The sequence below is a fragment of the Crystallibacter permensis genome (assembly GCF_025960875.1).
GTDB classification, from domain to species: Bacteria; Actinomycetota; Actinomycetes; order Actinomycetales; family Micrococcaceae; genus Crystallibacter; species Crystallibacter permensis.
Genome location: NZ_JAODLR010000016.1, coordinates 68960 through 93127, shown reverse-complemented (window position 1 = coordinate 93127; position 24168 = coordinate 68960). Strand labels below are relative to the sequence as shown.

Here is a 24168-nt window from a genome sequence, read left to right as displayed (position 1 = left end):
GCGAGGTGGCATGCCGGCAGGCCACGGGAACAATTGACACGACCGGATCAGCTTTCAAGCACGCTGAAAGTCGCCCCGCTGTCTGCCGAGCGCTCGACGCCGGCGGCCGTAGCTACCCAGATCTGCAGCTGGCCCTTATCTCCTGGGGCGGCGGCGATCGCTGCAGGCTGGCCGGAAACGGCACCGCCGGACGCCTGCCACGTTTTTCCGGCGTCGCGGCTGACTTGGACTGATCCGTCGGGGGCGACGCCGACGGCCGTCGCCTCGTCGGCGAACGTCGTCAAGAGCATTACCGGCGCATTCGCCGGCAGTTCCCAGGTTTCACCGCCGTCGTCCGAGCGATGGACGCCTTCCTCCGTTGTAGCCAGGACAACCGGGCTCAGCGACGTGCCGGCCAAACTGTACGGGCGGATGCCTGTTTCCGAAGTCGTCCAGGTCTCCAGATCGCCGGTGAGCCTCAGTTCGCCGTCGAATCCGACGATCCCGTTACGTGTCACGGTCAGGGCGTGGAAATCGGATTCACCCTGGCGGGAAAGCGGTTCCCAGGTTTTCCCGCCGTCGGTCGAGTGGATCAGGCCCGCCGGGTTCGGTAGATCCGACCCGGGGCCGGGATGGCCGGAGGCGTAGAAATGGTCGTTTCCGGCGGGTGAGAAGCCCATCAGGTCGATGGTTGGCCCGATCTTTTCGGGTTTCTCCGCCGTAACGTTGAAGAGACCATCGTGCGTGGCCAGCAGAACCTGGCCGGATGCCGGGTCGACGCTCATGCCGTGTACGTGGCCGTAGGGGGAGGCACCGGTATCAGCGGCAGGATCAGGGGTTTCCGCGGGTTGGGCGCAGCCTGCGGCGAGCAACGCTACGGACATGGCAGCAGAGGTAAGGGCTCCCCGCTTCCAGATGCGGATCCGGGAGGACTTAAGGGACATGGGTGAACGGTTCATCAGGGAAAGAGTCTCCAATAAGGGGACGGCAGCCGCGTACGCGGGCCTGGGGGAGGGATAGCACGTTGTCCGGGCACAGGAACGGTTCTGTGCCCGGTTGCGTGAAAGAAGATGTCAGAGACCGGCGAGAAGTTCTTTCATCTTCTCGATTTCTGCACTCTGGTCAGCGACAACCGCCTCGGCGAGGGCGACGGCGTCAGGGTCCTGCCCGTTGGCGATTTCTTCTTCAGCCATTGCCACGGCACCTTCGTGGTGGGCGATCATCTGGGTCAGGAACATCCGGGCTGCCTCATCGCCCTGGGCTGCCTCAAGCTGGGCAAGGTCGTCCGGGCTCATCATGCCTTCCATGGCGTGATCGCCGGACATTTCCATCGGCTCGCCCCAAGCTTGCAGCCAGCCGGTCATTTTCTCGATTTCCGGACCTTGGGCGGCCTTGATGTCTTCGGCTAATTGCATGATCTGCGGATCGAGGTTGTCCTTGGCGAGCATGATGTCGCTCATTTCCACGGCCTGCTCGTGGTGGGGGAGCATCATCTGCGCGAACATGGCGTCCGCGCTGTTATTGTCGGCGGCGACCCCGGAAGAGGCAGCCGAGGGGGATGCAGACATGCTGCCGTGGTCCATGCCCGGCATGGTTCCTTCGGCGGTGTCCGATCCTGTGTCCGAGCCGCAGCCGGCCAGAAAGAGGGCGGCGGCAACGGCGGTTGCTGAAATGGCGCTAAAGCGCTTCATGGTGGATTCCTTCAAAAAATGTTCTCAAATACTGCTGGCTATCAGTGAGCATGCCCTCTACACGCTGCAGGGCATGCGGAAACACGCCTCGCCCATAGGGGAGAAGGCGCAGGGATTCTAGGTGCGGCTGATAGAGAGCTGAACGAGCGAAGGAGGCCGGAGCATGGACGTGGACCAGGGCACAGGGTGGGGCGGTGCCCGCAAACCGTGCCGGCTTTCGGTCCGCAGCCGGTTTGGCTTGAAAAACAGGGCGAAGCTGGCCACCACCATCATCAGCACGCAGGCGGCGGCCATCAAATCATGCTCGCCTCCACAGGGCCCGGTGCAACCGGCTGAGTCTGGGGGCGTGGCGTGGCTGGGTACGGCGGCTTCCGCATCAGACGAATGACTCGCGGTATGGGCGGCAGCTGTCGTGACGGTTACGTCGAGGCTGCCGGATCCGGGGCCGTGGGAGATGTTCAGGATGTGCATCCCGAGGATCCCGGTGATAACCGCTGCTAGGCCCAAAAGCAGTGTCAGTGAGTGGCGGATGGGCAGGGAGAGGCCTGACATGATGCGGTGGTTCATCAGTCCTGCCTTCCAGTCGATCCTGATCGGTCCCATGTCAAGGGTACCGAAGCTGTACAGGCCCTGCCGAATCCGGCAGGGCCTGTGTTCTGCGCCACGGCTACGGCTTATTGCACCGCGGCCGCATCGAGCTTGATCCGGCCGCAGCAGCTGGGCGTTCAGGTCCACGACGATGGTGGACACCGGCATCAGTACGCCTGCTACTGCAGGGGAGATTGCGACGCTGGCAAAGACCCGCACAGCCCGCAGTCAGGGAACGGCGATGACCTTGTAGCCCTTGGCCCAGATGAGGTTCAGGATCATCTTGCCGTAGCTGGCGGAGGCACCGACGTCGGCTTCGACCCCACGGCCGATCGAGGCGAAGCTGCTGGCGGTCGGTTGGCGGTTGTGCTGCGCTTTCGCTTTACGGTGCAGTTCGGCTTTTGGGGTAGCCGGACCTGAGGCGCATCGGTAGTGTGGGCCAGACATGTTCGTCCCTATGGAAGGATCATGATCCGGCTTACGAGACGTCCTGCAGCGATGCTTCACCGGGTGGGGGCCTGGCGAAGCATCATTGCCGGTGTGGCCATCACGCTCCTCGTTGCGAGCGTGATGGCCGTGTGCGTCACCGGGCAGCCGGAAGCAGGTGGCCGGATTTCTGCGGAGCCAGCAGCGGCCGGGCATGCCCACCACGTAAAGCCTCCAGTGGGTCCGGGGATAGGACCAGCGCTGGACACGGCGCCTCATGCGGAAGGCCACCGCCATGACTGCTGTGGAGACTACGCGGCACCGGACACCTATGCAGCCGTCCAGCGCCCCGAAGGGCAAGCCGTTTTGGTCCTGCCCGAGCACGCACTGACTGATCCGCTCGTGGCGGCACCGTCGCCGACGGGCATGGATCCGGGGCCGCCTCCGCCGTCACCATCCCTCGTCGAGATGTCGATCAGCCGGACATAAACCTGGCCCCGTGTCTGCCGGGTGCCGGCCGCCTGGCGGATGCGCTCGTTGAGCGGCCCTGCCCGCATGCCTTCCCCTCGCCGGCGACCGTTCCGGCGTTTTCAACGGGGAGGCAGACAGGATCCAGCAGCAAGACAGGCACAACGCACCGTACCGAAACCATGGTGGCCGCAACCGCCACCGGTGACACCAAGAACGAATCGGAGAAGAACAATGACACACGTACAGACAATGCTGGACACTTACCCCAAGGACCTGGGGAACGTCGACAAGGCGAAACTTATCGAGTGCATCCGGGCCTGTTTCGAATGCGCGCAGACCTGCACGGCCTGCGCGGATGCGTGCCTCAGCGAAGACATGGTCGCCGAGCTGACCAAGTGCATCCGCACCAACCTCGACTGCGCCGACATCTGCGTGACGACGGGCAACATCCTCTCGCGGCACACCGGGTACGACGCAAACGTTACCCGCGCCGTCCTGGAAGCCTGCCGGACCGTCTGCAAGGCCTGCGCCGACGAATGCGAACAACACGCCTCCATGCACGACCACTGCCGCGTCTGCGCAGAGGCCTGTCGCCGCTGCGAACAGGCCTGCGCCGACCTGCTGGGCTCTCTGGGCTAGCCGGTCGCGCAAGTCCCACCGGGTGCCCGGATTTCCCTAGAGGACAGTCCCGGCACCCGGTGGCCGGAACCGAAGCACGAACGTGAACGAAAGACGTAAGACGATGCAAACAAATCACGCCCTCCGCGGCCGCGCCGCGGCTGCAGTTTCCGCCGCCATGCTGGCGGCCATGCTGGGCAGCACGCCAGTAGCAACTGCCGCAACGGAAGTACCGGCAACAGTACTGACACAGGCACGTACGGCTGAATCGGGGGAGCAGCCGGAACCAACCTCTCCCACTGTTTATGAGTTCGGCGAAACCCTGCCAATCTGGAAGGCAAAGAGCTCGAAGTAACCTTCATGGCGGCGATCATTCCGCACCACCGTGCAGCCATTGAAATGGCGGAGCTCGAACTTGAGCGGGGCGAGCGCCCGGACATCCGTACCCACGCCGAGAACATCATCGCCAACCAGCAGCACCAGATCGACCAGTTCACCCGGTGGCTGGATGAATGGTACGGCCTGACACCCGAGGAGGCGAAGGAGGAAGCTCCCCGTGAAGCCCGTCGGGAAATGGCAAAGATGGACCGTGAAACAGAACAAATGAATTAGGTATCTGCTTAGCTGAAGTCCTTCTCGCTTTCCGGGATAACGAGCGTTTTCAGTGGATGAGGACCGGTGTTCAGTGGATGAGGACCGGTGTTCACGGCCTGGTCCAGCAGACGGTAGAAGAGCAATCCACGGCTCTTGGACGTGCGCCGGTTGAACCGGAAGGTGAACTCGTCGAGGCACGGGATTAGAGCCAGTGCCCGGGAATGGGGAGACAGGAGGTGTCAGAGAGCGGCGATAAGATCCTTCATCTTCTCGATCTCCGCTTCCTGGTCTTCCACGACCTGCTTGGCCAGGGCAACTGCCTCCGGATTGGAGCCGTTGGCCACTTCCTCTTCGGCCATCGCGACGGCGCCTTCCTGGTGCTCGATCATCTGGTCCAGAAACATCCGGGCTGCGTCATCGCTCTGGGCGGCTTCGAGCTTCCCGAGATCATCCGGGCTCATCATGCCTTCCATGGCATGGCCGCCGGACGTTTCCGTCGGCTCGCCCCAGGCCTCGAGCCAGCCGGTCACTTTCTCGATTTCGGGCCCCTGGGCGGCCTTGATTTCTTCGGCCAGCTGCGTGATCTGCGCGTCCAAGCCGTCTTTAGCCAGCATGATCTCGCTCATCTGCACGGCCTGCTCGTGGTGCGGAGTCGTCATCTGCGCGAACATCACATCAGCACTGTTGTGGTCACCGGCAACCCCGGAAGAGGCAGCGGAAGGGGACTGGGACATGGTTTCCACGCCCTGCGTGGTCTCCGCGGCAGTGTCCGATCCGGTGTCGGAGGCGCAGCCTGCCAGGAAAAGGGCGGCTGTGACGGCCGTTGCAGAGAGGGCAGTAAAGCGTTTCATGGTGGTTTCCTTCGAAACGTGGTGCCCGCTTTGTAGCCGGTGCTGGTTTCGAATGCGAACGGACCTGGAGCAAGGCCGTCCCGGTTTCGCGGCGGGGTCGCAGAGCCAAGGGTTGCAATGATGACCACGGTCGAAGCCCGCTGGCGGGTCAGCGGGCTTGGACGGTGGCCATCATACCTTGGTCTTCGTGGTCCAGGATGTGGCAGTGGATCACGGTGCGGCCGGCGAAGTCGTCGAAGGCCACCCGGACTTTCACCTTGCTGCGGGCCGGGACGTTGACGACGTCCTGCCATTTAGGCTCGGTCACGTCGCGGTCGCCGTCCTGGACGATCTGCATGGGCCACACGTGCAAATGGATGGGGTGGTCCATGGGGCTGGAGTTGGTCAGGATCCACTCCTCCACGGTCCCGGCTGCTACCGACTCGTCGAGCCGTTCGGGGTCGAACTCCCGTCCGTTGATGGTGAAGGCCATCCTGGCACCCTGTCCGTTGCCCATTCCCCTGCCCATGTTTCCATTCATGCCCATGGCGAAGTCCAAGGTGCGTGCGGCGATGACCGGCTCGTTCCGCAGATCGCGCAGGGGCCGGCCTTCGGGCACGGGCCCGGGGTCTGCGTCCGCGCTTCCCGAGACGGCCAGGGTGAGCAGTTCGACCGGATCGCCACCGGGTACGTTGGCACCCCTCATGGCCCCGCCCATCATGCCGTTCATGTTGCCGCGGTCCACGGGGGCAGCCGTGAGGGCGGAGGCTCCTTGGCGCGTTTCCACGAGCAGCTCAATGCGGTTGCCGGGGGCGAGAACCACTTCGGTGACGTCCTCGGGGATCGGCAGGCGCCCGAGGTCCCGGCTGAGCAGCCGGACCCCTTGGCCCTCCAGTCCCAGGCGCAGGTACCGGGAGGGGCAGGCATTGATGAGCCGCCACCGCTCCCGCTCCCCGGGGGCGGCGCGCAGTTGCGGGCGGAGCTGCCCGTTGACCAGGACGAGCTCTCCCTCACGTCCCATCATCTGCTGCATCTGGTCCACCTCGGCGAGATTCCCGGAAGCGTCCAGGGACAGGTCGGAGACCACCAGCACCCGGTCCCGGGTGACCGGAACCGGGTCGGAGTCCTCCACCACGATGGCACCGTAGAGGCCGGCGGCGACCTGGCCGGCGACGTGCCCGTGGCGGTGGGGATGGTACCAGTAGGTACCCGGCGGGTGGTCCCCGGGCAGGGCGAACTCGTAGTCGAAGGACCCGCCCGGATCAATGCTTACGAAGGGGTTGTCGCTGTTGCCCTGTGGGGAGACGTGCAGTCCGTGCACGTGCAGGTTCGTGGGAGCCTGCAGCCCGTTGCGCATTGTGACCCGGATTGTGTCGCCCGCGCGTGCCCGCAGGGTTGGACCGGGCAGGGAGCCATTGAACGCCTGAACGGAGGCCTCCCGCTCGCCGACGCGGACCCGTGCCGGCGCGGCGGTCAGGTCCAGCTCAAGTACCCCGTCGCGGCTGGCTAGCACCTGCGGTTCTGCCAGGTCCTTACCCCCGGTGTATCCCGGTCCGTTGCCGGTGGTCAGCCACAGCCCGGCACCGCCGGCAGCCGTAGCACCGGCCCCGACCGCACCCAGTGCCAGCAACTGGCGGCGTGTCAGCGGCCTCACCTGCCCTCCTCATCCAGTATCCGTCGCCGTTCCTGGTATTCCTCCGTGCTGATCTCCCCGCGGGCGTAACGCTCCTCAAGGATCTCCCGGGCGCGGGCATGGCCCGCACCCGTGCGCGGTAATCCCTGCCCATCGGCGGGCGCGTTTCCGCCGGCGTTGCGGGTGAAGGCTTTGACCAGCACCACGGCGAGCGTGACCAGGCCCGCGATCAGCAGAAGCCAGAAGATCCACGCAAGCCCCATCCCGTCCATACCAAAGCCGTTCATCATGAAGGGATTCCTTATCTCTTTTCGTACACGGCCAGGCCGTTCCTGACAGCGGGTTCTTCGAGCCGTGCGGTGCCGGTGGTTCTATGCTTTGATTAACCGGCCGGAGTTCTGCCAGGTTTGCTAGCCGGCGTAGCTGCCGTCGAGCTCGACGACGTCGTTCCCGATCTAACAAGGATACGGTTACCGCCAGCGCCCGCGGTTTGGTTTCGTCGAGAATGCTGCTCTGTTGTTCAAAGGACCCACTGGTGGTGCGGTCTCTAAAATAGCCAAGGGGTAGTGCCGTGAGCTTGGGGTATGTCGAATCCTGCTCCCGCTAGGGCGACGGTGTAGTCGACGCAGTCGACGACGTCGCCTTCAGCCCAAAGGCTCGCGAATTCGTCACTCTTCATCGTGTGTTCGCCGATAAGCTGGGCGAGTCGTGCGTCGGTTGGATAGCGCCCGGAGGTGAGTCGGAGATACGGACGTGTGTGCGTGCCAACTCCTCCCAATTGCTGTGTAAGTCTCGTCTAAGCGGGTCTTAGAAGAACGCACGGGGGGACTGACGATCGGTGATGCACATCCAATGGTGCTTCAAACGGGGGTGTGCTCTGAAAGCAACTCGTGACCCGAGCGTTCCAGGGCTCCTGCATTGTTGAGCCTCATCCTCGTGGTGCTGCGGTGGGTTGATTCTTTCGGATTGATCTGTAGAGCAGTTTGCGGAGTTCGTCGAACCACAACACCGCGGATGCCATGCCGATGCAGACTGCCCAGTGCGCCGCGTCCAGGGACGCGGTCCCAAAGGCCTGTTGCAGCAGCGGCAGTTCCACCACGGCCAGCTGAAGGGCAACCGCGAGCACGGCGGCGCCCCACAGCCACTTGTTGACGAAAAGCCGGTGGAACGCGCTGGTTGTGTCCGAACGGGAGTTGAAGGCGTTGAACAGCTGCGCGAGGACCAGCGTGGTGAACCCGGCGGTCCGGGCCACGTCCAGGGAGTCGCTGCCATCGACGAGACCGCCGGGCAGGAAGATGTCGATGGTCAGCAGCGAGGCAATGCCCATGACGAGGCCGACGGCCAATATACCGAGCCACATCCGCCGCCCAAGGACGCGGTCGGTTATCTTCCGCGGCGGGCGGGACATTACGTCGTCTATTTCCGGGTCAAATCCCATGGCCAGCGCGGGCCCGGAGTCGGTGACGAGGTTGATCCACAGGATCTGGGTGGCCAGCAGAGGCAGTGCTACTGCCTCGCCGCCTGCACCTGCCAAACCCAGGGTGCCGGCGAAGACCACGCCGAGGAAAACAGTGAAGACTTCCCCCATATTGGAGGAAAGAAGATAGCGCAGGAATTTTTCGATGTTATCGAAGATGACCCGGCCCTGGCGCACCGCTGAGACAATGGTGGCGAAGTTGTCGTCGCCGAGAATCATTTTCGAAGCTTCCTTGGTCACCTCGGTTCCCGTAATGCCCATGGCAATGCCGATGTCTGCTGACTTCAGGGCCGGGGCGTCATTGACCCCGTCTCCGGTCATGGCAACGACATTGCCCTGTGCCTGCATCGCGTCGATGATCTGAAGCTTGTTGTGAGGGGACACCCGCGCGTAGACGGACGCGGAACCGGCGACGGCCCGCAGACCCGCGTCGTCGAGTTCATCGAGCCGGGCTCCGGTCACTGCTTTCTCCCCCGGTTGGGAAATACCCAGATCACTGGCAATCCGGGCGGCGGTTACGGGGTGGTCACCGGTGATCATCACCACCCGGATGCCTGCGCGTCGGGCCTCCGCCACGGCAACTGCCGCTTCGGCACGGGGTGGGTCAATAATGCCGGCAACGCCGAGATAGACGAGGGCGTTTTCATCAGCCTCGTCGATCACCTCCGCTTCGTGACGGTCCTGCTCTCCATATCGCCGGTAGGCCACCGCCAGGGTGCGGAAGGCCTGGGCCGACAGGGCCTCGACATCGGCCAGAGCTTTGCGGCGCAGCGTACCGTCCAGCGGGATAATGTCCGTGCCCACCTGCATCCGGGTGCAGCGCCCCAGGAGGACATCGGGGGCGCCCTTGGTGACAAGGGTGAGCTCGCCGAACTCCTTGTGGCGCGCCAGCGCTGACATCAGCTTCCGCTCGGAGGTGAACGGGACTTCGCCCTGCCGTTCGTGCTCTCCGACCCGCTCGGTAACTCCGACCAGCTTCCGGGCAGCAACCAGGAACGCAGCTTCGGTAGGGTCGCCCTGGATTTGCCACTCGCCGCCGTGTTCTGTCAGCTGTGCATTATTGGCGAATGAGCCGCCGGCCAGGACCATGCTGGCCTCTTGCAGCACGATCGGATCGCTGGCCTCATGGTTTCCTTGAAGAACCTGGCCTTCGGGTCGATAGCCGGTGCCGGTGAGCTCGATCTGCCCCGATGCGGTGACGATCCGGCCGATCGTCATCTCGTTCCTGGTCAGCGTTCCGGTCTTGTCAGAGGCAATGACAGAGGCGGAGCCAAGGGTTTCCACCGAGTGGAGGTCCTTCACGACCGCGTTGCGTCTGGCCATCCGCTGGACCCCGATGGCCAGTACGACGGACAGGATGGCAGGGAGCCCCTCGGGCACCGCGGCCACAGCCAGCGAGACTCCCAGCAGCAGCACGGTGACCAGATCCGCCAGCGAGGACACTTCGTTGACCAGCACGATGGTTACCATCACCACAATGGCGATGACTATCACCGTGATACCCAGCAGTTTGCTGACCCCCGCGATTTCCTTCTGAAGGGGAGTCGGTTCGGACTCGGTCCGTTCGAGCATGCCCGCGATGGCACCCACTTCGGTTTCCATGGCCGTCCCGGTGACAACCGCGAGCCCGCGCCCCTGCACGACGGCCGTGCCCTTAAAGACCATGTTCAGGCGGTCCCCCAGCGGCACGTCCCCGCCCAAGGTAGCGGGATCCTTGAAGACCGCTTCGCTCTCACCGGTCAGCGAGGCTTCCGATACGCGCAATGCGGTGGCCGTGATCAGCCGGGCATCAGCCCGACGGCGTCACCCTCGCCCAGCACCAGGATGTCACCGAGGACCAGTTCCGCGGCGGGAACCGTCTTGAGCTCACCATCGCGCCACACTGTGGAGGTTGCGGCTGTCATCGATTTCAGGGCGGCCACGGCGTTCTCCGCCTTGTTCTCCTGAACAAGGCCGAGCAGGGCGTTGAGCAAGACCACCGCTGCGATGACCACCGCATCGATGGGCGCACCGGTCGCGCCTTCAACCGCCCAGGCGCCCAGGGAGATGGCGATAGCGACCAGCAGCAGATAGATCAGCGGATCCTGAAACTGGGCCAGGATCTTCCGCCATCTCGGCACCCGCGCGGAAGTGCGGAGCTCGTTGGGTCCGTCCGTCTGCAGCCTGCGTTCTGCTTCAGCTGAATCCAAGCCCGCTGCCGGATCCACCCGGAAGGCAACCAAAGCGTCCGAGGCCGCCCGTAAGTGCCAGGCAGTGGGTTCAACAGGTGCGCGAACGGCATCGAAAAAAACCACGAAGAACTCCTCGAAGAAAGGACGGCCAAGGGACGTCTCTTCGGCTCAGGCTATCAGCCGGCCTGGGCCGTAAGGCCGGACCGCCGGGGGTACACGTGCTGTATGTACGGGTGCAGCGCGGCGGACCCTCCTCGCCGTCAGGGACATTGCCGCCGAGTAATCCGGGTAGGCAAGTTAGGTTCGGTTAACACGTCGGTCTTCGCCTGTCCCTACTCTTCCGTTTTCGTGCTGGTTGAAGCAACTCGACGTGCGCGGGCTGCAAGGGGACTCCCCTGCCTAAATGTGCCTTAGCCGTCGTCTACGGTGATCATGCCGCCCGCGGTTCTGGCTTTGGCCGCGGGTTACCGGCCAGCGGCGCGCAACGATTTAGCTTTTCCGTGCACGGAACCGCATTACCTGGCGCATAAGGCCGGTGCGTACCGATATATCGAGACTTGCCAGCCGCGCTGTGGCTGTCAGTTCTGCAGGCTGCACGAGCCGGTGCGGCGATCGGTCGACGAGGTGAATCAGCTTGGCTGCCGGCGAGGCCGTCAGGTCATAACCGATCAGCATACCGCCAGGTCTTAGTACCCGGGCCGCTTCCGCTATGGCGGCCTGCCAGTTCAGGACGTGATGCAGCATCAAGAAACTAAGCACAAAATCGAACGACGCGCTTTGAAAGGGAAGCGCCGTTGCGTCCGCTTGTTGCACTTTGGGACCCGGTCGCGGAAGGCGACCGCGGGCTTTGGCGAGCATGCCCTCATCGAGGTCTGTGACCGTCAGGCGAATTCCAGGTGTCTGCTGCAACAGCGCCGCAGCCATCGCGCCGCTGCCGGCACCTAGTTCCAGCACATCACCGCTGATGCCGCGGCCTTGAAGTGCCCAGGGCAGGACGACAGATCCCGTGAAGTGCCGCCAGGCGGCGCTACGGCAAAACGCCGTTTCAATTCGGGACATCTTCGGCATAAAGCCTCCGGTCTAGAGAGCTGCAGCATGGTTCTGAGAGGGCGAGCGAGGGCGGCACCACGTCACACATTGCAGGGGTGGTTGAAACAGCCCGCCTATCGAGGATGGGGCCCTGACCATTTGCGACCATGCCTCCATCGGTTCCCAGACAATTTAAGCATCAGGACAACTTATGACCAAGACAAGGGACGAGGGCATCCGGTGCTCTTGGATCACGGCCATGAACCGGTTGGAATAGAGTGGGAAAGGATTCACAAGTGCCTGTCCGGGTCTCCTCGGATTCATCGACCGTCGGCATACCCTGGAGGCTGTAATGGAATCTTCGACCGGAAGATACTTTGTCTTGGCTGGTCAATTCCCGTGCCTTCAAGGAGACATAGATTGTTCATCGAACATCCTCGGCCCGATCTGTTCGGTGCATCACCTCCACGCCCAAGAACCGCGACCGGCAATACGCCGCGAATCAAGAGGTACCGTGCATAGGGCTGGGTTTACGCGGCCGTAAGCCTGGGCTTACCCTCTGGCCTGCGTCATGCCCGTGTCCATCCAGCACGGGAGCTATGCGTCAAATCCCGCTCCGCCGTGATGATCATACGGATGGGACGGTTGCCTGACGCCTCTATGCCATCACCTGTGGCCCTGATACCGGCCTCCTCATCCGCTTCCTGACCTGTTGCAGGACCCGGGCCGCAGCTCTTGGGTGCGCTTACGCTGCGGATCCTTGCCGGGGCCTGACGACCAATACGGGGCAGACTGCGTGATGGATGAGGTGCGTGGACACGGAGCCGAGCAGCAGGCCGCTAAACCCGCCGAGTCCTCGTGAACCGACGACGAGCAGGTCCGCGTCCTTAGAAGCGTCGAGGAGGGCGGCCGCCGGTGATCCCTGGACCAGCAGCCTGCTGATGGGGACGTCCTCGGCCGGTACGCGTTTCAACGCCCGTGTTTGTTCGTTCTTTGCCGCGGCCTCAAACGATGCCGGATCCCAAATCAGGCCCTCCATCCCCGCCGTTACCGCAGGAGGCTGCCACGCGGTCACGGCCCGGACCTTTCCCCTGCGCAGACGCGCCTCGGACACGGCCCAGTCGAGGGCGGCCCGTGAGCCGTCCGATCCGTCCAAGCCGACCACGACCTGAAAACTCTCCCCGTTGTCCACGGACCTGTCCTCCTTTAGCGCCGGCACCTGCCTGACCACAGTGTGGCAGATATGGGCCGGGCCTGCCATGGTTGTTCAACCAAACGAGAGGACTGCAACTAAGCATCAGGGCGCGATCGCGGGGGGCTGCAGGACCGGAAGCGTGCCTGTCGCGGGCTTCTGGCTTTGGCAGAATGGATGCCGGTCAGGCTTCAGCAAGGCGAATGCGGAGCCTGACCGGACCCACCCGATCCCAGGAGGCAGACCGATGCTCGTCCTCGTACTCAACTCCGGCTCCTCATCGCTGAAGTACTCGGTGCGCCGACTCGACTCCGGCAACCCGGGAATGGGCGGACAGGAGATCGCCCGGGGCGCCATAGAGCGGATCGGCGAGGACGAGGTCGCCGATCACACCGTGGCCCTCGAACTGGTCGCCGAAGAGCTCGCCGGTTCGCTGGGCAACCGGCAACCGGCAACTCGGCGCCGTCGGGCACCGGGTGGTCCACGGGGGCGGCCGCTTCACCGGTCCCGTCCTGATCGACATCGAGATTACCCGCGCCCTCGAGCTGCTCAACCCGCTGGCCCCGCTGCATAACCCGCCGGCCGTGCTCTGCATCCGCGCGGCCACCCGGGCCTGGCCGAATGTGCCGCAGGTTGCCGTCTTCGACACTTCCTTCCACCGCACGCTGCCCGAACACACCTGGCGCTACGCCCTGCCGGACGGGCTCTACCGGCGGCATGGCATCCGCCGGTACGGTTTCCACGGCATCAGCGTCGAGTATGTGGGCCGGCGTGCCGCCGGGCTGCTGGGCGTGCCGTGGGCGAACTTCGACGGAGTCATCGCCCACCTGGGTAACGGCGCCTCGGCCACTGCAGTGCGCGGCGGTCGAAGCGTGGACACCTCCATGGGCTTCACACCGCTGGAGGGCCTGATGATGGGCACCCGGTCCGGCGACGTGGATCAGGGCGTACTGGTCTTCCTGCTCCGACAGGCCTATTCCGCCGACGAACTGGACAACCTGCTCAACCGGGATTCCGGGCTCAAGGCAGTCGCCGGACACAACGACATGCGCGCCATCACCGACGCCGCAGCCGCCGGGGACGAGGAAGCGGAGCTGGCGCTGGAAATGGCAGCTCACCGGCTGGCCAGGTACATCGGCGGCTACCACGTGGCCTGCGGCGGGGCAAAGGCGGTGGTGCTGACCGGCGGCATAGGGGAGAACTCGGCGCCGTTCCGCGCCAAGGTGCTGGGCAAGCTCGAGCCACTGGGCATCAGAGCCGACCCGGACGCCAATGAAGCCGCTGGCGGAACGGAGGAGGCCCGGTCGGTTTCCGCCCCGGACTCGGCCATCCCGGTGCTGGTGGTGCCCACAGACGAACAGGCGGCGATCGCCGAGGCGACCGCCGCCGTCGTCCGGGCACGTTAAACTTGGCCAGAGGCGGGCAGGACGGACCGCCTGCCTGCGCTCGTTTCAGAAGACGCGCCGTGCCCGGCCAGAGAGTTGCTTCCGGATCAGTGTTTCCCCTCCGGTCCAGGTCCTGCCCGGGCCGGGCCCTGGTCACGATGGGGTGTTGAAGCGGTCTTTGGCATGGACCGTCCTGCCCGGTTCCCGAAGAACGAGGAGAGTGTGCGGTGGGATCTCCAGGATCTGCCCCGGGGTCAGGCCTGATCGGGCTGCCTCCCGGGAGCTGTCCAGGACGAGTTCCCAGCCAGGCGCGTACTGGGCCGGCGGCAGGGTGAACTTCCTCGCCTCGGCACCGGCGTTGAAGTAGAGCAGGAAGTCGGCGTCGGTCATCATGCTGCCGGTGAGGTCGGAGCAGCGGATGCCGCTGCCGTTCAGATACATTCCCAGCGAAAGGTCGGTACCCCGGGTCCAGTCCGAGGGTGCCATCGGGCTGCCGTCCGGTCTTAGCCACACGACGTCGGGCAAATGCCCGCCGTCCGGTTGGATGACGGGTTCTCCGCTGAAGAACCGGCGCCGGTGGAATGTGGGATGTGCCGCGCGCAGCCGGCTGACGGCGATGGTGAATTCCAGCAGGTCCTCGTCCGCGCTGTCCCAGTTGATCCAGGCCAGTGCGCAGTCCTGGGCGTAAGCATTGTTGTTGCCGTGCTGGGTCCGTCCTACTTCATCGCCGTGCAGGATCATCGGGACCCCTTGGGAGAGCAGCAGCGTAGCCATGAGGCTGCGTTGGCGCCTGGAGCGCAGCCGCAGGACGGCCGGGTCCTGGGTGGGTCCTTCGATGCCGCCGTTCCAGGACCGGTTATGGGTTTCGCCGTCCCTGTTGTCTTCCCCGTTGGCCTCGTTGTGTTTGTCGTTGTAGGACACGAGGTCTGCCAACGTGAAGCCGTCATGGGCGGTGACGAAGTTGACGGAGGCCCGGGGGCGCCGCCCGGAGTGTTCGTAGAGGTCCGAGGAGCCGGTCAGGCGGGAGGCGAATTCGCCGAGAGTTGACGGTTCGCCGCGCCAGAAATCCCGGATGGTGTCCCGGTATTTTCCGTTCCATTCACTCCAGTTCGGTGGGAAGTTTCCCACCTGGTAGCCGCCGGGTCCCAGGTCCCAGGGTTCGGCAATCAGCTTGACCTGGGAGACGACCGGGTCCTGCTGGACGAGGTCGAAAAAGCTGGAGAGCCGGTCGACGTCGTAGAACTCCCGGGCCAGGGCAGCTGCCAGATCGAAGCGGAAGCCGTCCACGTGCATCTCGGTCACCCAGTACCGCAGGGAATCCATGATGAGCTGCAGGGTATGCGGGGTGCGGACATTGAGCGAGTTTCCGGTTCCCGTGTAGTCCGTATAGAACTCCCGCCGGGCCTCGTCGAGCCGGTAGTAGGAGGCGTTGTCGATGCCCCGGAAGGAGAGGGTGGGACCGAGATGGTTGCCTTCGCCGGTGTGGTTGTAGACGACGTCGAGGATGACCTCGATCCCGGCCTGGTGGAGGGTGCGGACCATCGTCTTGAATTCCGTGACCGCGCTGAGCGCGTCGGCCGCCGAGGCGTAGCCGCTATGCGGGGCGAGGAACCCGATGGTGTTGTATCCCCAGTAATTCGACAGCCCCCGGTCGATCAGGAACCGGTCATGGATGAATTGCTGGACCGGCATCAGTTCGATGGCCGTGATCCCGAGCTTTTGCAGATGGGCCACGATTGCCGGATGGGCCACGGCCGCGTAGGTGCCGCGCAGCGGTTCAGGTACCTCGGGGTGAAGCCGGGTCAGGCCCTTCACATGGGCCTCATAGATCACCGTCTCGTGGTAGGGGGTTTTCGGGGCCGTGTCGGCCTGCCAGTCGAATGTGGGGTCAATGACCACGCCGAGCATCATGTGCGGGAGGGAGTCGGAGTCTTCGCGCCATTGGGGATCCGCCTGGCCGTATGAAAAAAGCGCGGGATCCCAGTGCAGGGCACCTTCGATGGCCTTGGCGTAGGGATCGAGCAGGAACTTGCTGGGGTTGAAGCGGTGGCCGGCGGATGGCTCGTAAGGGCCGTCCACGCGGTATCCGTAACGCTGTCCCGGTCCTATCCCCGGCAGGTAGCCGTGCCAGATGTATCCATCGGTTTCGGTCAGCGGCACCCGGGTTTCGGAACCGGACCCGTCCACCAGGCACAGCGTTACAGCGGTACCGAACCGGGTGAACAGGGAGAAATTGGTGCCGCGTCCGTCAAACGTGGCCCCCAGCGGATACGCCGTTCCCGGCCAGACACGCACTTCTACCATCCTCTTGAGCATCCGGCGGGGGATTCATGCCCGTGCGCCGTTGTCAGCCCTCCGATACTGAGGGCGCTGACGGTGGGCGACGGCAGGAAGAGTTCCGCGGCGTGGGAAGGGTGCATAACATGATCCTGGGGTAGGGGCGGGCCGCCGGCGGGCAGGCGCATCGCCGGCGGCCCCGGACGGTCACTTGAGGTAGGAGAAGACGCCCATCATGCCGGCTTCGGCGTGGTAGGCGTTGTGGCAGTGGGTCAGCCACTGGCCGGGGTTGTCGGCATCGAATTCGAAGACCACCGTCTGCTTGGGTTTGACGATGACGGTGTCCTTGCGGGCACCGTTGCCGGCCAGCTGGAAGGTGTGTCCGTGCAGGTGCATGGGGTGCCACATGTCGGTGTCGTTGACGATCTTGACCTGTACGCGCTCGTCCAGGCGGAGGTCGAAGGCCCCGTCGAGAGGCGCGGCCATGTCAAAGCGTCGCCCGTTGATGCCCCAGTCGTATTTCTCCATGGACCCGGTCAGCCGCATCTCGTGGACCCGGTCCGGCGGCTTGGGCGCGAACAGGACGGACTCGTCCGCTTTCAGGCGGCTGCCGTCCGTGACGGTTCCGTCCAGTGCCTTCGGCAGACGGTTGCTTGACGGTGCCGTGCCGATGCCCGTGCTGATCAGCCCGTAGGCGTTGCCGTCCTTGCCCTCCGGCAGCGCCAGGGCGGGCGTGTAGCCGTCACGCACGGTGATGAGGGCGTCGATACGCTCGCCCATGCCGAGCACGACGGCGTCCACGTCCTGCTGCTGCACGGGGAAGCCGTCCGTGTGGGTCAGGGTAATCTTCTGCCCGGGCACGCCGACCCGGTAGGCCGTGTCGCCGGCGGCGTTGATGATCCGCAGCCGGACCCTGTTTCCGGGCCTGCTGTCCAGGATCTCGGGATCCTGGGGTGCTTTTCCGTTGAACAGGTGGACCGGGATCTTCACGTCCCCGGCGTCACCGCCCAGATAGTCGCTGGTGGCGCCCATCAGCATGTGCTTCATGCCCATGTCCATGCCGCCCCCGCCGCCGTGGTCCATGCCCTCCATGTTGCCGCCGGACATGTCCATGCCCATGGACAGTTCCTCCACGACCTCCTCCGGGGTGCCGGTGATGCCATCGAGCCAGTCATCGAGGATGATGACCCACTCCTGGTCGTAGGACAGGGCCTCGTTCGGGTCCTCGATGACCAGGGCCCCGTAAAGGGCACGCTCGCGCTGCATATCGAAGTGGGAGTGGTACCAGTAGGTGCCCGGATGGGCCAGCCGGAACCGGTAGCTGTAATCGGTTCCGGCGGCGATGGCTTCCTGGGTGAGGCCCTGGACGCCGTCGGCGTCGTTGCGCAGGGCCAGGCCGTGCCAGTGCACGCTGCTGCCTTCCGTGAGTTTATTCGCCACCGGTACGTCGAGCAGGTCTCCTGTTTTCGCCCGGATCAGCGGGCCGTTCAGGGATCCGTTGTAGCCCCAGGTGGTCAGGGACTTCCCGGTGATTTGCGTGTCAAACGGTGCGGCCGTGAGTTGTTGGGTGACGGTCGCCCCGCTGGCGGCGCGGCGGGCTTCGAAGTCTGCGATCAGCGGATCGGTCGGCAGGATCCGGGTGGCTGCTCCGGCCGGGGCCGAAGGATTGGAACAGGCGGCAAGGGCGGCCGCAGTAGCGGTGGCTACGGAGGCGGAGAGGACCGAGCGGCGGGTAAGGAGACGGTTCATGAGGGTTTTCTTTCCACGAGGGACCAAGGTTCAAGAGCTGTTGGCTCGAAGCGCCGGGAGGCGGCGGCGTCGAAGCACGTGCCGGACGCACGTCAACGGACACGGGCTACATATTAAGAGGGCACCGGAGCAAGGCAGCGGCCTGTGACGTATACCAGCCCCGGCCGCCGGGCCCGGGGGTTATGTACGGCTGATGGACAGCTGGACCAAAGAAGGCGGCCGTATCAAGGGAAAATTGCCATGAGGCCCCGGCAGGACGGCGGCCGGGTGCGTTACAGCCAGCCGCCCGAGCGTGGACAGCACCAAGAGGATGGCCATGCCCAACAAGGCCAGGGCCAGAAGGCAGATCGCGGCCATGGCTGGCTCGTTGCCGCCTTCGTCGAGGAATATCGCCGGGAAGGCCGTTTCAGTGGCGCCAACTGCCGCGTCCTCAACGTGCGGGACGGCAATTGCCGCGGGACTCTGCGCTGCGGCGGAGGGAAGTGTGTCCGTCCCGCTTAGCGGCTGCGTTGCAGCGGTGACGTGAGCCGTCGTGGCGCCCGGGACGAGGGATCCATGCGCCCCGGGCATAACGTGCATTCCCAGGATCCCCATGATCACTGCGGCCAGCCCCAGAACGGTCAGCAACATGGCGGACGAGGATCTGGCGGTCCGCCCCGTTATCGTGCTGATCATGGACCCGTTCTTTCCGTCCTGTGGGGCTGGATGTTTACCGGTACTATTCTACAAGGCGTAGCAGTGCTCTCCGGACACGTTAACTACTCGGGGACCGACGTTATTCCGGCCGTCTCCCGGCGATCCGCCCTGCCGGTCCCCGCCCATCCAGCAAGGAGCACCTGTGGTCGTCAGCAGTCACGCCGGGCGGTACCGGGAGATTGCCGAGGTCCTGGCCCGGCATGGACTGGGCTTCCTCGCCGGCATCACCGGGCTCGGGCGGTGGGTCCCGTTCCACCACGGGGTGCTGGGCCATGAGTCCCGCGATCTGCCCTACACGAATCCGGAACACCTTCGGCTGGCCCTTGAACAGCTCGGCCCAACGTTCATTAAGCTCGGCCAGCTGCTCTCCACGCGTTCGGATCTGCTGCCGCCGGAGTATCTGCAGGAGCTGGCCAAGCTCCAGGACGGGACACCACCCGTGCCCGGCGAGACGGTGCGGCGGCTGATACAGCAGGAACTCGGCGCCGGCCCGGAGGAACTCTTCGCCGAGTTCGAGAGCGAGCCGCTGGCCAGTGCCTCGATCGGACAGGCACACGCTGCCCTGCTCGCCGACGGAACCCGCGTCGTCGTCAAGGTCCGCCGCCCCGGCGTTGTTGCACGCGTCCAGGAGGATCTGGAGATCCTGCAGAATCTGGCCGCCCAGGCGGCCCGCCGGTGGGAGGCAGCCGCCGACTACAACCTAGCCGGTTTGGCCGAGGAATTTGCCCGGACCCTGCGCGCCGAACTCGACTATCTGCAGGAAGGGCGTAACGCGGAACGGTTCGCCGGGAATTTCGCCGGGAATCCGGGCGTACACATCCCGCGGGTTTTTTGGGATACCACCACCTCCCGGGTGCTGACCTTGGAGCGGATCAGCGGGGTCAAGGTCGATGACCTCGAAGGCCTGGACCGGGCCGAGATCGACCGCCGCGCGCTGGCCAACCGCGCGGTCGGCGTCATCGCGCAGATGATCTTCGAGGACGGCTTCTTCCACGCCGACCCGCATCCGGGAAATCTTTTCATCGAAACGGGCGGCCGCATCGGGCTGATCGACTTCGGCATGGTCGGTGAGGTGGACCAGAAGCTGCGGGGGCAGCTCGCCGTCCTGCTGGTCGCACTGGCCCGAGGCGACCCGGAGCGGGCCGGCTCGGCCTTGCTGGACCTGTCCGTTGCGAAACGGCTCGTGGACCGTGCACGGCTGCGCGCAGATCTCACCGCGGTCATGGCCCTTTATCAGGACCGCCAGCTGGCCGAGATTGACATCGCGCCGCTGATCGGCCGGCTGCTCGCGCTGTTGCGCGAGCACCACCTGCAGCTGCCCCGTGATGTCGCGCTGATCCTGAAGATGGTTCTCATGGCAGAAGGCATGGGGGTCCGGCTGGATCCGGCATTCAACCTCACCGAGACGCTCAGCCCCTACGCGCAGCGGCTGGCACTGCACAGCATCTCACTATCCGCCTATGCCAGGCGGTTTGGACAGGCAGGGCTGGATGCCGCGGAACTGGGCGTCGAGCTGCCCGGAAAGCTTCGCCGGATCCTGGACCTCATGGATACCGACGGCTTCGAACTGCATCTGCGTGCGGCCGAACTCGAGCCTCTCATGGAGCGGGCCGAGCGCATCGGCAACCGCCTGGTGGCAGGGCTGATCGCCGCCGCATTCATCAGGGGTGTAGGCGAACTGGTTGTTGCCGACAAGGAAGAGTTTCGCCGGTGGGCGCGGCCGCTCATGGGAGCAGGACTCGGCGGGGGCGCTACGTTGGGTTCCTACCTGGCCTGGACCGCGCGCCGGAAGAAGCGCTGACCCGCCACCGTCACTGTGACTGCTTCCAGGATCGGAGGGTCAGTGGTGGTAGGACTGTCCCGGTCCCGGTCCGGGACCGGCCCCGGCCGTCGCAGCGTCCGGTGTCCCGCCCAGGTCGAGCATGCCTCTGAGCAGGTCGAGGATGGTTCCGGTGACGGCTCCAAGCGGGGCAGGCCGGGAACCAACCGGTGTTCCCTGGTCCGCAGCCAGGGCCCGTTCCCCAGGATCTGCGCATGCGCGCCGGCGCAAGGGAATGGTGGTGAGTGTGCTGACTTCGGCCAGGTTGGTCGTGCCGGTGAAGACGGGACCTGCCGACCAGGCGAGTACCGGGGTGAGCAGGAAGCCGCTGTCGGGAAGCGCCAGCGGGGGCAGGGCGCCGAGAATCCGCACGCTGCCCGGGTCCAGTCCGGTTTCCTCGGCGGCCTCGCGCAGCGCTGTGGCGGCCGGCCCGTCGTCGCCGGCTTCGGCGCCGCCGCCGGGAAAGACCAGCTGCCCGGGGTAGTGGGCCAGGTCGGGTGCGCGTTCGGTGAGCAGTACCGCCGGGCCGTGCCGGCTGTCGTCGGTGAGCAGTACCAGCGCCGCCGCGGCCCGCAGGGTGACCTGCGTTGACTGCCACCGGTCCGGTCCGAAGCGGGCCGGCCCGGTCAGCCGGGCCAGCCGGCCGGCCCACACCGGCAGCATCGCGGTTCCGGCGCGGCCCGGGTCAGGCCGCGCGGTACCGGTGTCCAGCCATTGCAGCTGTCCGGTCTGCACGTGCAGCAGCGCCACGCCCGGCTCGGCACCGGGCGGCTGCACGAGCCGGGTCAGCTGCCCGAAGCCGGGGTGGCCGAACAGTGCCCGGGCGGGCCGGCGGGCGGCCGGCTCGGCCGGGCCGGAGAAATCGGCGGGGTTGTTGGCCACCGCCACGAAGGCTTGGCCCGCTCCGACAAGGTTCGCCACCGGGCCGCCGAAGGCGGTCATGGTCTCGCTCATCGCCGGTACCAGCAGGAGGTTGGCGCCGGCCTCGGTCAGGGCATGCACGGCATGCGGGTTGAGCAGGTCCCGGCAGATCGCCAGTACCAGGTGCCATCCGTCGTCGCTGACATGGACGCGTACCTGCGGCCAGCCCTGCGGCTGGATGTCTTCGTTGACCGGACGGTCGGCAGGGGAATGCTTGTCCTGGGTCAGCGGGGACGGGCAGCCGCGCAGATAGGCGACGGCGGTGTTGCGCCGCCGCGGCGGCCCATCGTGTTCGTCGTCGTGATGGTAACTGCCGGCGACCAGCATCCGCGGCCCGTCGGGGCGGCAGGTCAAGCCCTGCAGCCGGGCGGCCAGCGGCTCGGTGACGCACAGTTCGGGAAGCACGACGATGCTCGCGCCGGCGGCAACGGCGGCGCCGATCAACCGGTCAATTTCCCGGTGCTGGCGTTGTTCGTCCGCGGGGCGGACCGGGAAGGTACGGCCCCGGGTGTCGGCAGGGAACCGGAACTCGGCTAACGTCTGGTTCGGATGGCAGGTTGCCACGATGGTGTCCGGACCGATGAGGCCGCTGAGTGCGCCGGCCAGACCGTAGTCGAAGACGACCTGGAACTGCATGACCCACTCGCCGGCCAGCCGGACGTGGCGGGTCTCGTCCAGGCGGTTGGCCAGCCGCCACGGCGGGGACGTCGGCGGAAGCGTGGTGACCTGCCGTAGATCGGGACTGTCCAGCGGGATAGGATCGCCCACCCCCGGCTGGTAGGGGCTGCGGCGGCGAAAGGACTCGATGAAGCTGCGGAAATAGTGTTCGTCGAGCAGTTCGGCCAGGGCGCGCGCCACCACTACAGCCGGCAGGTCCGGATCCGGGGCCAGTGCTGCCGCAAGGGCACCGCGGGCCTGCGGGCCGAACACGGCCACCGGCGCCTGGGCGGGCAGCAGCGGCATCACGCCGGCTGCGATCCGTGCTGCCCGGGCTCGGCAGGCGGGATCCTGTATCCGTTCCTGCAGCACCGGGTGCTCGTCACGGCACAGCTGCAGCAGGTGCGTCAGTGTGACCAGCGGCTCCGGCTCTGCCGCAATGGCCGCCCGGACCGACTCCACGCGTTGGGGCAGCGGCAGCGGCCGGGCCACGCAGGGGGCGCACTCCGTCATCGACGCACTGCCTGGCTGATCATCCGGGACAGCACCGTGGGGTTCGGCGGTGCCACTGCCCACGTTGTCTGCGCCGGGACCGTTTGCTGAGGGCAGCGCGGCGCCGCTTGTGGTCATCGACCCGGCGTCACAGCATGGATCCGGCACGATGCTCAGGGTTCTGCTGATAACTCGGCAGGCGCAGATTCATGGCAGTTGAGGTTCCAATCTCCCGTCACAGTACGTGCCCGGGCAGAGGCGGTACGAGGAGGCGTCGCTTACACCTTCCAGGCCGCTTGTTCCGTTGCAGTGCCTGCGGTCGGGTTGCTTCGGGCTCTCCAGGTGAAGCCGGCTAACGCGTGATGACAACTTTCAAAGCGTTGGTTTCAGATGCCCGGGAGAAGGTGTCGTAGGCGTCCAGGATGTTGTCCAGGGCGAACCGGTGGGTCGCAAATTTCTCCGCGGGGAGCTTCTGCTGGGCCACCAGCTTCAGAAGCATGGGCGTGGTGTTGGCGTTGACGAGCCCCGTGCTGATGTTGATGTTCTGGATCCACAGTTCCTCGAGGTGCAGTTCGACGGGCTTTCCGTGTACGCCGACGTTGGCGACGTTGCCTCCGGGGCGGACGATCCGGGTGGCCATCTCGAACGTCTGGGGGATGCCCACGGCCTCAATGGCAACATCCACGCCCTGGCCATCTGTCAAAGCCAGGACCTGTTCTTTCCAGCCGGAGCCGGAGATGACCGTTTCGGTGGCGCCGAAGGTTCTGGCCTGCTCCAGCCGGTTCTTATCGAGGTCGATGGCGATGATGGCCGCTGCCCCGTAAAGTCCTGCCGTGGCGATTGCTGCCAGTCCTACCGGGCCGGCGCCGATCACCGCGACCGTGTCGCCGGGCTTGACCCGGCCGTACTGGACGCCGATTTCAAAACCTGTGGGCAGGATGTCCGAGAGCATGACGGCCTGCTCGTCGCTGACCCCTTCGGGGAGCCGGTGCAATGAGTTGTCCGCATACGGGACGCGGACATATTCGGCCTGGGTGCCGTCGATGAGGTGGCCGAAAATCCAGCCGATGCCGGACTGTCCTTCATCCCCCAGGCAGTGCGAGTACAGCCCTGTGCGGCAGTTGGCGCAGTGCCCGCACGATTTGATGCAGGAGATGATGACCCGGTCGCCGACCGTGAGATTGCCGACGGATGCGCCGACGTCCGTGATGGTGCCGACTCCTTCATGGCCGAGGATCCGTCCGGGCTGGACGGCGGGGACATCGCCTTTGAGGATGTGCAGGTCGGTACCGCAGATGGTCGTCGTGTCGATCCGCACGATGGCGTCGGTGGGGTTGACGATTCTTGGGTCAGGTACGTCCTGCCAGGATTTCTGTCCCGGGCCGCCGTAAACAAGTGCCTTCACTGTGCCTCCTCGAAGTTGCCACGTGTCAAGCGTTCCGGAAACTAAGCATTTCGCTGACAGGTGGAGCC

General features: G+C 65.4%; 22 protein-coding genes and 1 pseudogene. 6 read left to right on the top strand and 17 right to left on the bottom strand.

Annotation, left to right across the window (positions count from 1 at the left end; all coding sequences use genetic code 11):
* Window positions 1-47: 47 nt before the first annotated feature.
* From B0G38_RS16845 to B0G38_RS16830, 4 genes are all read right to left on the bottom strand, one after another.
* Window positions 48-938 (bottom strand): F510_1955 family glycosylhydrolase, encoded by an 891-nt coding sequence (locus tag B0G38_RS16845; protein ID WP_264670475.1) that lies wholly within the window; start codon window positions 936-938, stop codon window positions 48-50.
* A gap of 114 nt (window positions 939-1052) precedes the next feature.
* Entirely contained in the window at window positions 1053-1670 is a 618-nt protein-coding gene (locus B0G38_RS16840) for a DUF305 domain-containing protein (RefSeq protein WP_074701857.1), read from the bottom strand.
* 117 nt (window positions 1671-1787) lie between these two features.
* Window positions 1788-2237: a DUF6153 family protein gene (locus B0G38_RS16835; RefSeq protein ID WP_264670474.1), complete on the bottom strand. Its 450-nt coding sequence runs from the start codon at window positions 2235-2237 to the stop codon at window positions 1788-1790.
* Window positions 2238-2486: 249 nt separating this feature from the next.
* Complete coding sequence (locus B0G38_RS16830) at window positions 2487-2705, bottom strand: hypothetical protein (protein ID WP_264670473.1); 219 nt, start codon at window positions 2703-2705, stop codon at window positions 2487-2489.
* 21 nt (window positions 2706-2726) lie between these two features.
* On the opposite strand from B0G38_RS16830, the gene B0G38_RS16825 reads away from it, so the two are divergent.
* From B0G38_RS16825 to B0G38_RS16810, 4 genes are all read left to right on the top strand, one after another.
* Window positions 2727-3173: a hypothetical protein gene (locus B0G38_RS16825; RefSeq protein ID WP_264670472.1), complete on the top strand. Its 447-nt coding sequence runs from the start codon at window positions 2727-2729 to the stop codon at window positions 3171-3173.
* Between the two features lie 213 nt (window positions 3174-3386).
* A complete protein-coding gene (locus B0G38_RS16820) occupies window positions 3387-3794 on the top strand; it encodes a four-helix bundle copper-binding protein (RefSeq protein ID WP_264670471.1) in 408 nt (135 codons plus the stop codon).
* Between the two features lie 103 nt (window positions 3795-3897).
* A complete protein-coding gene (locus tag B0G38_RS16815) occupies window positions 3898-4128 on the top strand; it encodes a hypothetical protein (protein ID WP_264670470.1) in 231 nt (76 codons plus the stop codon).
* A gap of 5 nt (window positions 4129-4133) precedes the next feature.
* Window positions 4134-4385: a DUF305 domain-containing protein gene (locus B0G38_RS16810; RefSeq protein ID WP_264670469.1), complete on the top strand. Its 252-nt coding sequence runs from the start codon at window positions 4134-4136 to the stop codon at window positions 4383-4385.
* Between the two features lie 221 nt (window positions 4386-4606).
* Here the strand turns inward: B0G38_RS16810 and B0G38_RS16805 are convergent, their stop codons facing one another.
* From B0G38_RS16805 to B0G38_RS16775, 8 genes are all read right to left on the bottom strand, one after another.
* Window positions 4607-5218, bottom strand: a complete 612-nt coding sequence (locus tag B0G38_RS16805; RefSeq protein WP_090584252.1) for a DUF305 domain-containing protein — start codon at window positions 5216-5218, stop codon at window positions 4607-4609.
* A 148-nt stretch (window positions 5219-5366) separates the two neighbouring features.
* Window positions 5367-6851 carry a multicopper oxidase family protein gene (locus B0G38_RS16800; RefSeq protein WP_264670468.1) on the bottom strand — a complete coding sequence of 495 codons (1485 nt, stop codon included), beginning with the start codon at window positions 6849-6851 and terminating at the stop codon, window positions 5367-5369.
* A complete protein-coding gene (locus tag B0G38_RS16795; RefSeq protein ID WP_071416358.1) occupies window positions 6848-7120 on the bottom strand; it encodes an SHOCT domain-containing protein in 273 nt (90 codons plus the stop codon). The genes B0G38_RS16800 and B0G38_RS16795 overlap by 4 nt, the downstream gene beginning before the upstream one ends.
* A gap of 257 nt (window positions 7121-7377) precedes the next feature.
* Window positions 7378-7608 (bottom strand): MmyB family transcriptional regulator, encoded by a 231-nt coding sequence (locus tag B0G38_RS23350; RefSeq protein WP_217636714.1) that lies wholly within the window; start codon window positions 7606-7608, stop codon window positions 7378-7380.
* 150 nt (window positions 7609-7758) lie between these two features.
* Window positions 7759-10071, bottom strand: a complete 2313-nt coding sequence (locus B0G38_RS16790) for a cation-translocating P-type ATPase (RefSeq protein WP_264670467.1) — start codon at window positions 10069-10071, stop codon at window positions 7759-7761.
* A 14-nt stretch (window positions 10072-10085) separates the two neighbouring features.
* Window positions 10086-10601 carry a cation-transporting P-type ATPase gene (locus tag B0G38_RS16785; protein ID WP_264670466.1) on the bottom strand — a complete coding sequence of 172 codons (516 nt, stop codon included), beginning with the start codon at window positions 10599-10601 and terminating at the stop codon, window positions 10086-10088.
* 366 nt (window positions 10602-10967) lie between these two features.
* Window positions 10968-11546 (bottom strand): class I SAM-dependent methyltransferase, encoded by a 579-nt coding sequence (locus B0G38_RS16780; RefSeq protein WP_264670465.1) that lies wholly within the window; start codon window positions 11544-11546, stop codon window positions 10968-10970.
* Between the two features lie 706 nt (window positions 11547-12252).
* Window positions 12253-12699, bottom strand: a complete 447-nt coding sequence (locus B0G38_RS16775) for a universal stress protein (RefSeq protein ID WP_071416734.1) — start codon at window positions 12697-12699, stop codon at window positions 12253-12255.
* Window positions 12700-12946: 247 nt separating this feature from the next.
* Between B0G38_RS16775 and B0G38_RS16770 the strand changes: the two are divergent.
* Window positions 12947-14105 (top strand): annotated as a pseudogene (locus B0G38_RS16770) (acetate/propionate family kinase).
* A 132-nt stretch (window positions 14106-14237) separates the two neighbouring features.
* Here the strand turns inward: B0G38_RS16770 and glgX are convergent.
* The 3 genes from glgX to B0G38_RS16755 form a co-directional block, all read right to left on the bottom strand.
* The gene (glgX, locus tag B0G38_RS16765) at window positions 14238-16379 is read right to left on the bottom strand and encodes a glycogen debranching protein GlgX (RefSeq protein WP_264670464.1); all 2142 of its coding nucleotides are present in this window, start codon (window positions 16377-16379) and stop codon (window positions 14238-14240) included.
* A gap of 189 nt (window positions 16380-16568) precedes the next feature.
* A complete protein-coding gene (locus tag B0G38_RS16760; RefSeq protein ID WP_264670463.1) occupies window positions 16569-18110 on the bottom strand; it encodes a multicopper oxidase family protein in 1542 nt (513 codons plus the stop codon).
* A 180-nt stretch (window positions 18111-18290) separates the two neighbouring features.
* Entirely contained in the window at window positions 18291-18785 is a 495-nt protein-coding gene (locus tag B0G38_RS16755; RefSeq protein WP_264670462.1) for a hypothetical protein, read from the bottom strand.
* A gap of 163 nt (window positions 18786-18948) precedes the next feature.
* Between B0G38_RS16755 and B0G38_RS16750 the strand changes: the two genes are divergently transcribed.
* A complete protein-coding gene (locus B0G38_RS16750; protein WP_264670461.1) occupies window positions 18949-20607 on the top strand; it encodes an ABC1 kinase family protein in 1659 nt (552 codons plus the stop codon).
* A gap of 39 nt (window positions 20608-20646) precedes the next feature.
* Here the strand turns inward: B0G38_RS16750 and B0G38_RS23260 are convergent, their stop codons facing one another.
* A complete protein-coding gene (locus tag B0G38_RS23260; RefSeq protein WP_319801262.1) occupies window positions 20647-22833 on the bottom strand; it encodes an NUDIX domain-containing protein in 2187 nt (728 codons plus the stop codon).
* A gap of 214 nt (window positions 22834-23047) precedes the next feature.
* Entirely contained in the window at window positions 23048-24100 is a 1053-nt protein-coding gene (locus B0G38_RS16740; RefSeq protein WP_264670460.1) for a zinc-dependent alcohol dehydrogenase family protein, read from the bottom strand.
* Between the last annotated feature and the right edge of the window lie 68 nt (window positions 24101-24168).

Excerpts from the sequence above, each read along its gene's own strand:
- B0G38_RS16845 (WP_264670475.1), bottom strand. The coding sequence starts at position 938 with ATGAACCGTTCACCCATGTCCCTTAAGTCCTCCCGGATCCGCATCTGG.
- B0G38_RS16760 (WP_264670463.1), bottom strand. The coding sequence starts at position 18,110 with ATGAACCGTCTCCTTACCCGCCGCTCGGTCCTCTCCGCCTCCGTAGCC.
- B0G38_RS16810 (WP_264670469.1), top strand. The coding sequence starts at position 4,134 with ATGGCGGCGATCATTCCGCACCACCGTGCAGCCATTGAAATGGCGGAG.
- B0G38_RS16820 (WP_264670471.1), top strand. The coding sequence starts at position 3,387 with ATGACACACGTACAGACAATGCTGGACACTTACCCCAAGGACCTGGGG.
- B0G38_RS16830 (WP_264670473.1), bottom strand. The coding sequence starts at position 2,705 with ATGTCTGGCCCACACTACCGATGCGCCTCAGGTCCGGCTACCCCAAAA.
- B0G38_RS16815 (WP_264670470.1), top strand. The coding sequence starts at position 3,898 with ATGCAAACAAATCACGCCCTCCGCGGCCGCGCCGCGGCTGCAGTTTCC.
- B0G38_RS16755 (WP_264670462.1), bottom strand. The coding sequence starts at position 18,785 with ATGATCAGCACGATAACGGGGCGGACCGCCAGATCCTCGTCCGCCATG.
- B0G38_RS16825 (WP_264670472.1), top strand. The coding sequence starts at position 2,727 with ATGATCCGGCTTACGAGACGTCCTGCAGCGATGCTTCACCGGGTGGGG.
- B0G38_RS16805 (WP_090584252.1), bottom strand. The coding sequence starts at position 5,218 with ATGAAACGCTTTACTGCCCTCTCTGCAACGGCCGTCACAGCCGCCCTT.
- B0G38_RS16840 (WP_074701857.1), bottom strand. The coding sequence starts at position 1,670 with ATGAAGCGCTTTAGCGCCATTTCAGCAACCGCCGTTGCCGCCGCCCTC.
- B0G38_RS16780 (WP_264670465.1), bottom strand. The coding sequence starts at position 11,546 with ATGCCGAAGATGTCCCGAATTGAAACGGCGTTTTGCCGTAGCGCCGCC.
- B0G38_RS16795 (WP_071416358.1), bottom strand. The coding sequence starts at position 7,120 with ATGATGAACGGCTTTGGTATGGACGGGATGGGGCTTGCGTGGATCTTC.
- B0G38_RS16835 (WP_264670474.1), bottom strand. The coding sequence starts at position 2,237 with ATGAACCACCGCATCATGTCAGGCCTCTCCCTGCCCATCCGCCACTCA.
- B0G38_RS23260 (WP_319801262.1), bottom strand. The coding sequence starts at position 22,833 with ATGACCACAAGCGGCGCCGCGCTGCCCTCAGCAAACGGTCCCGGCGCA.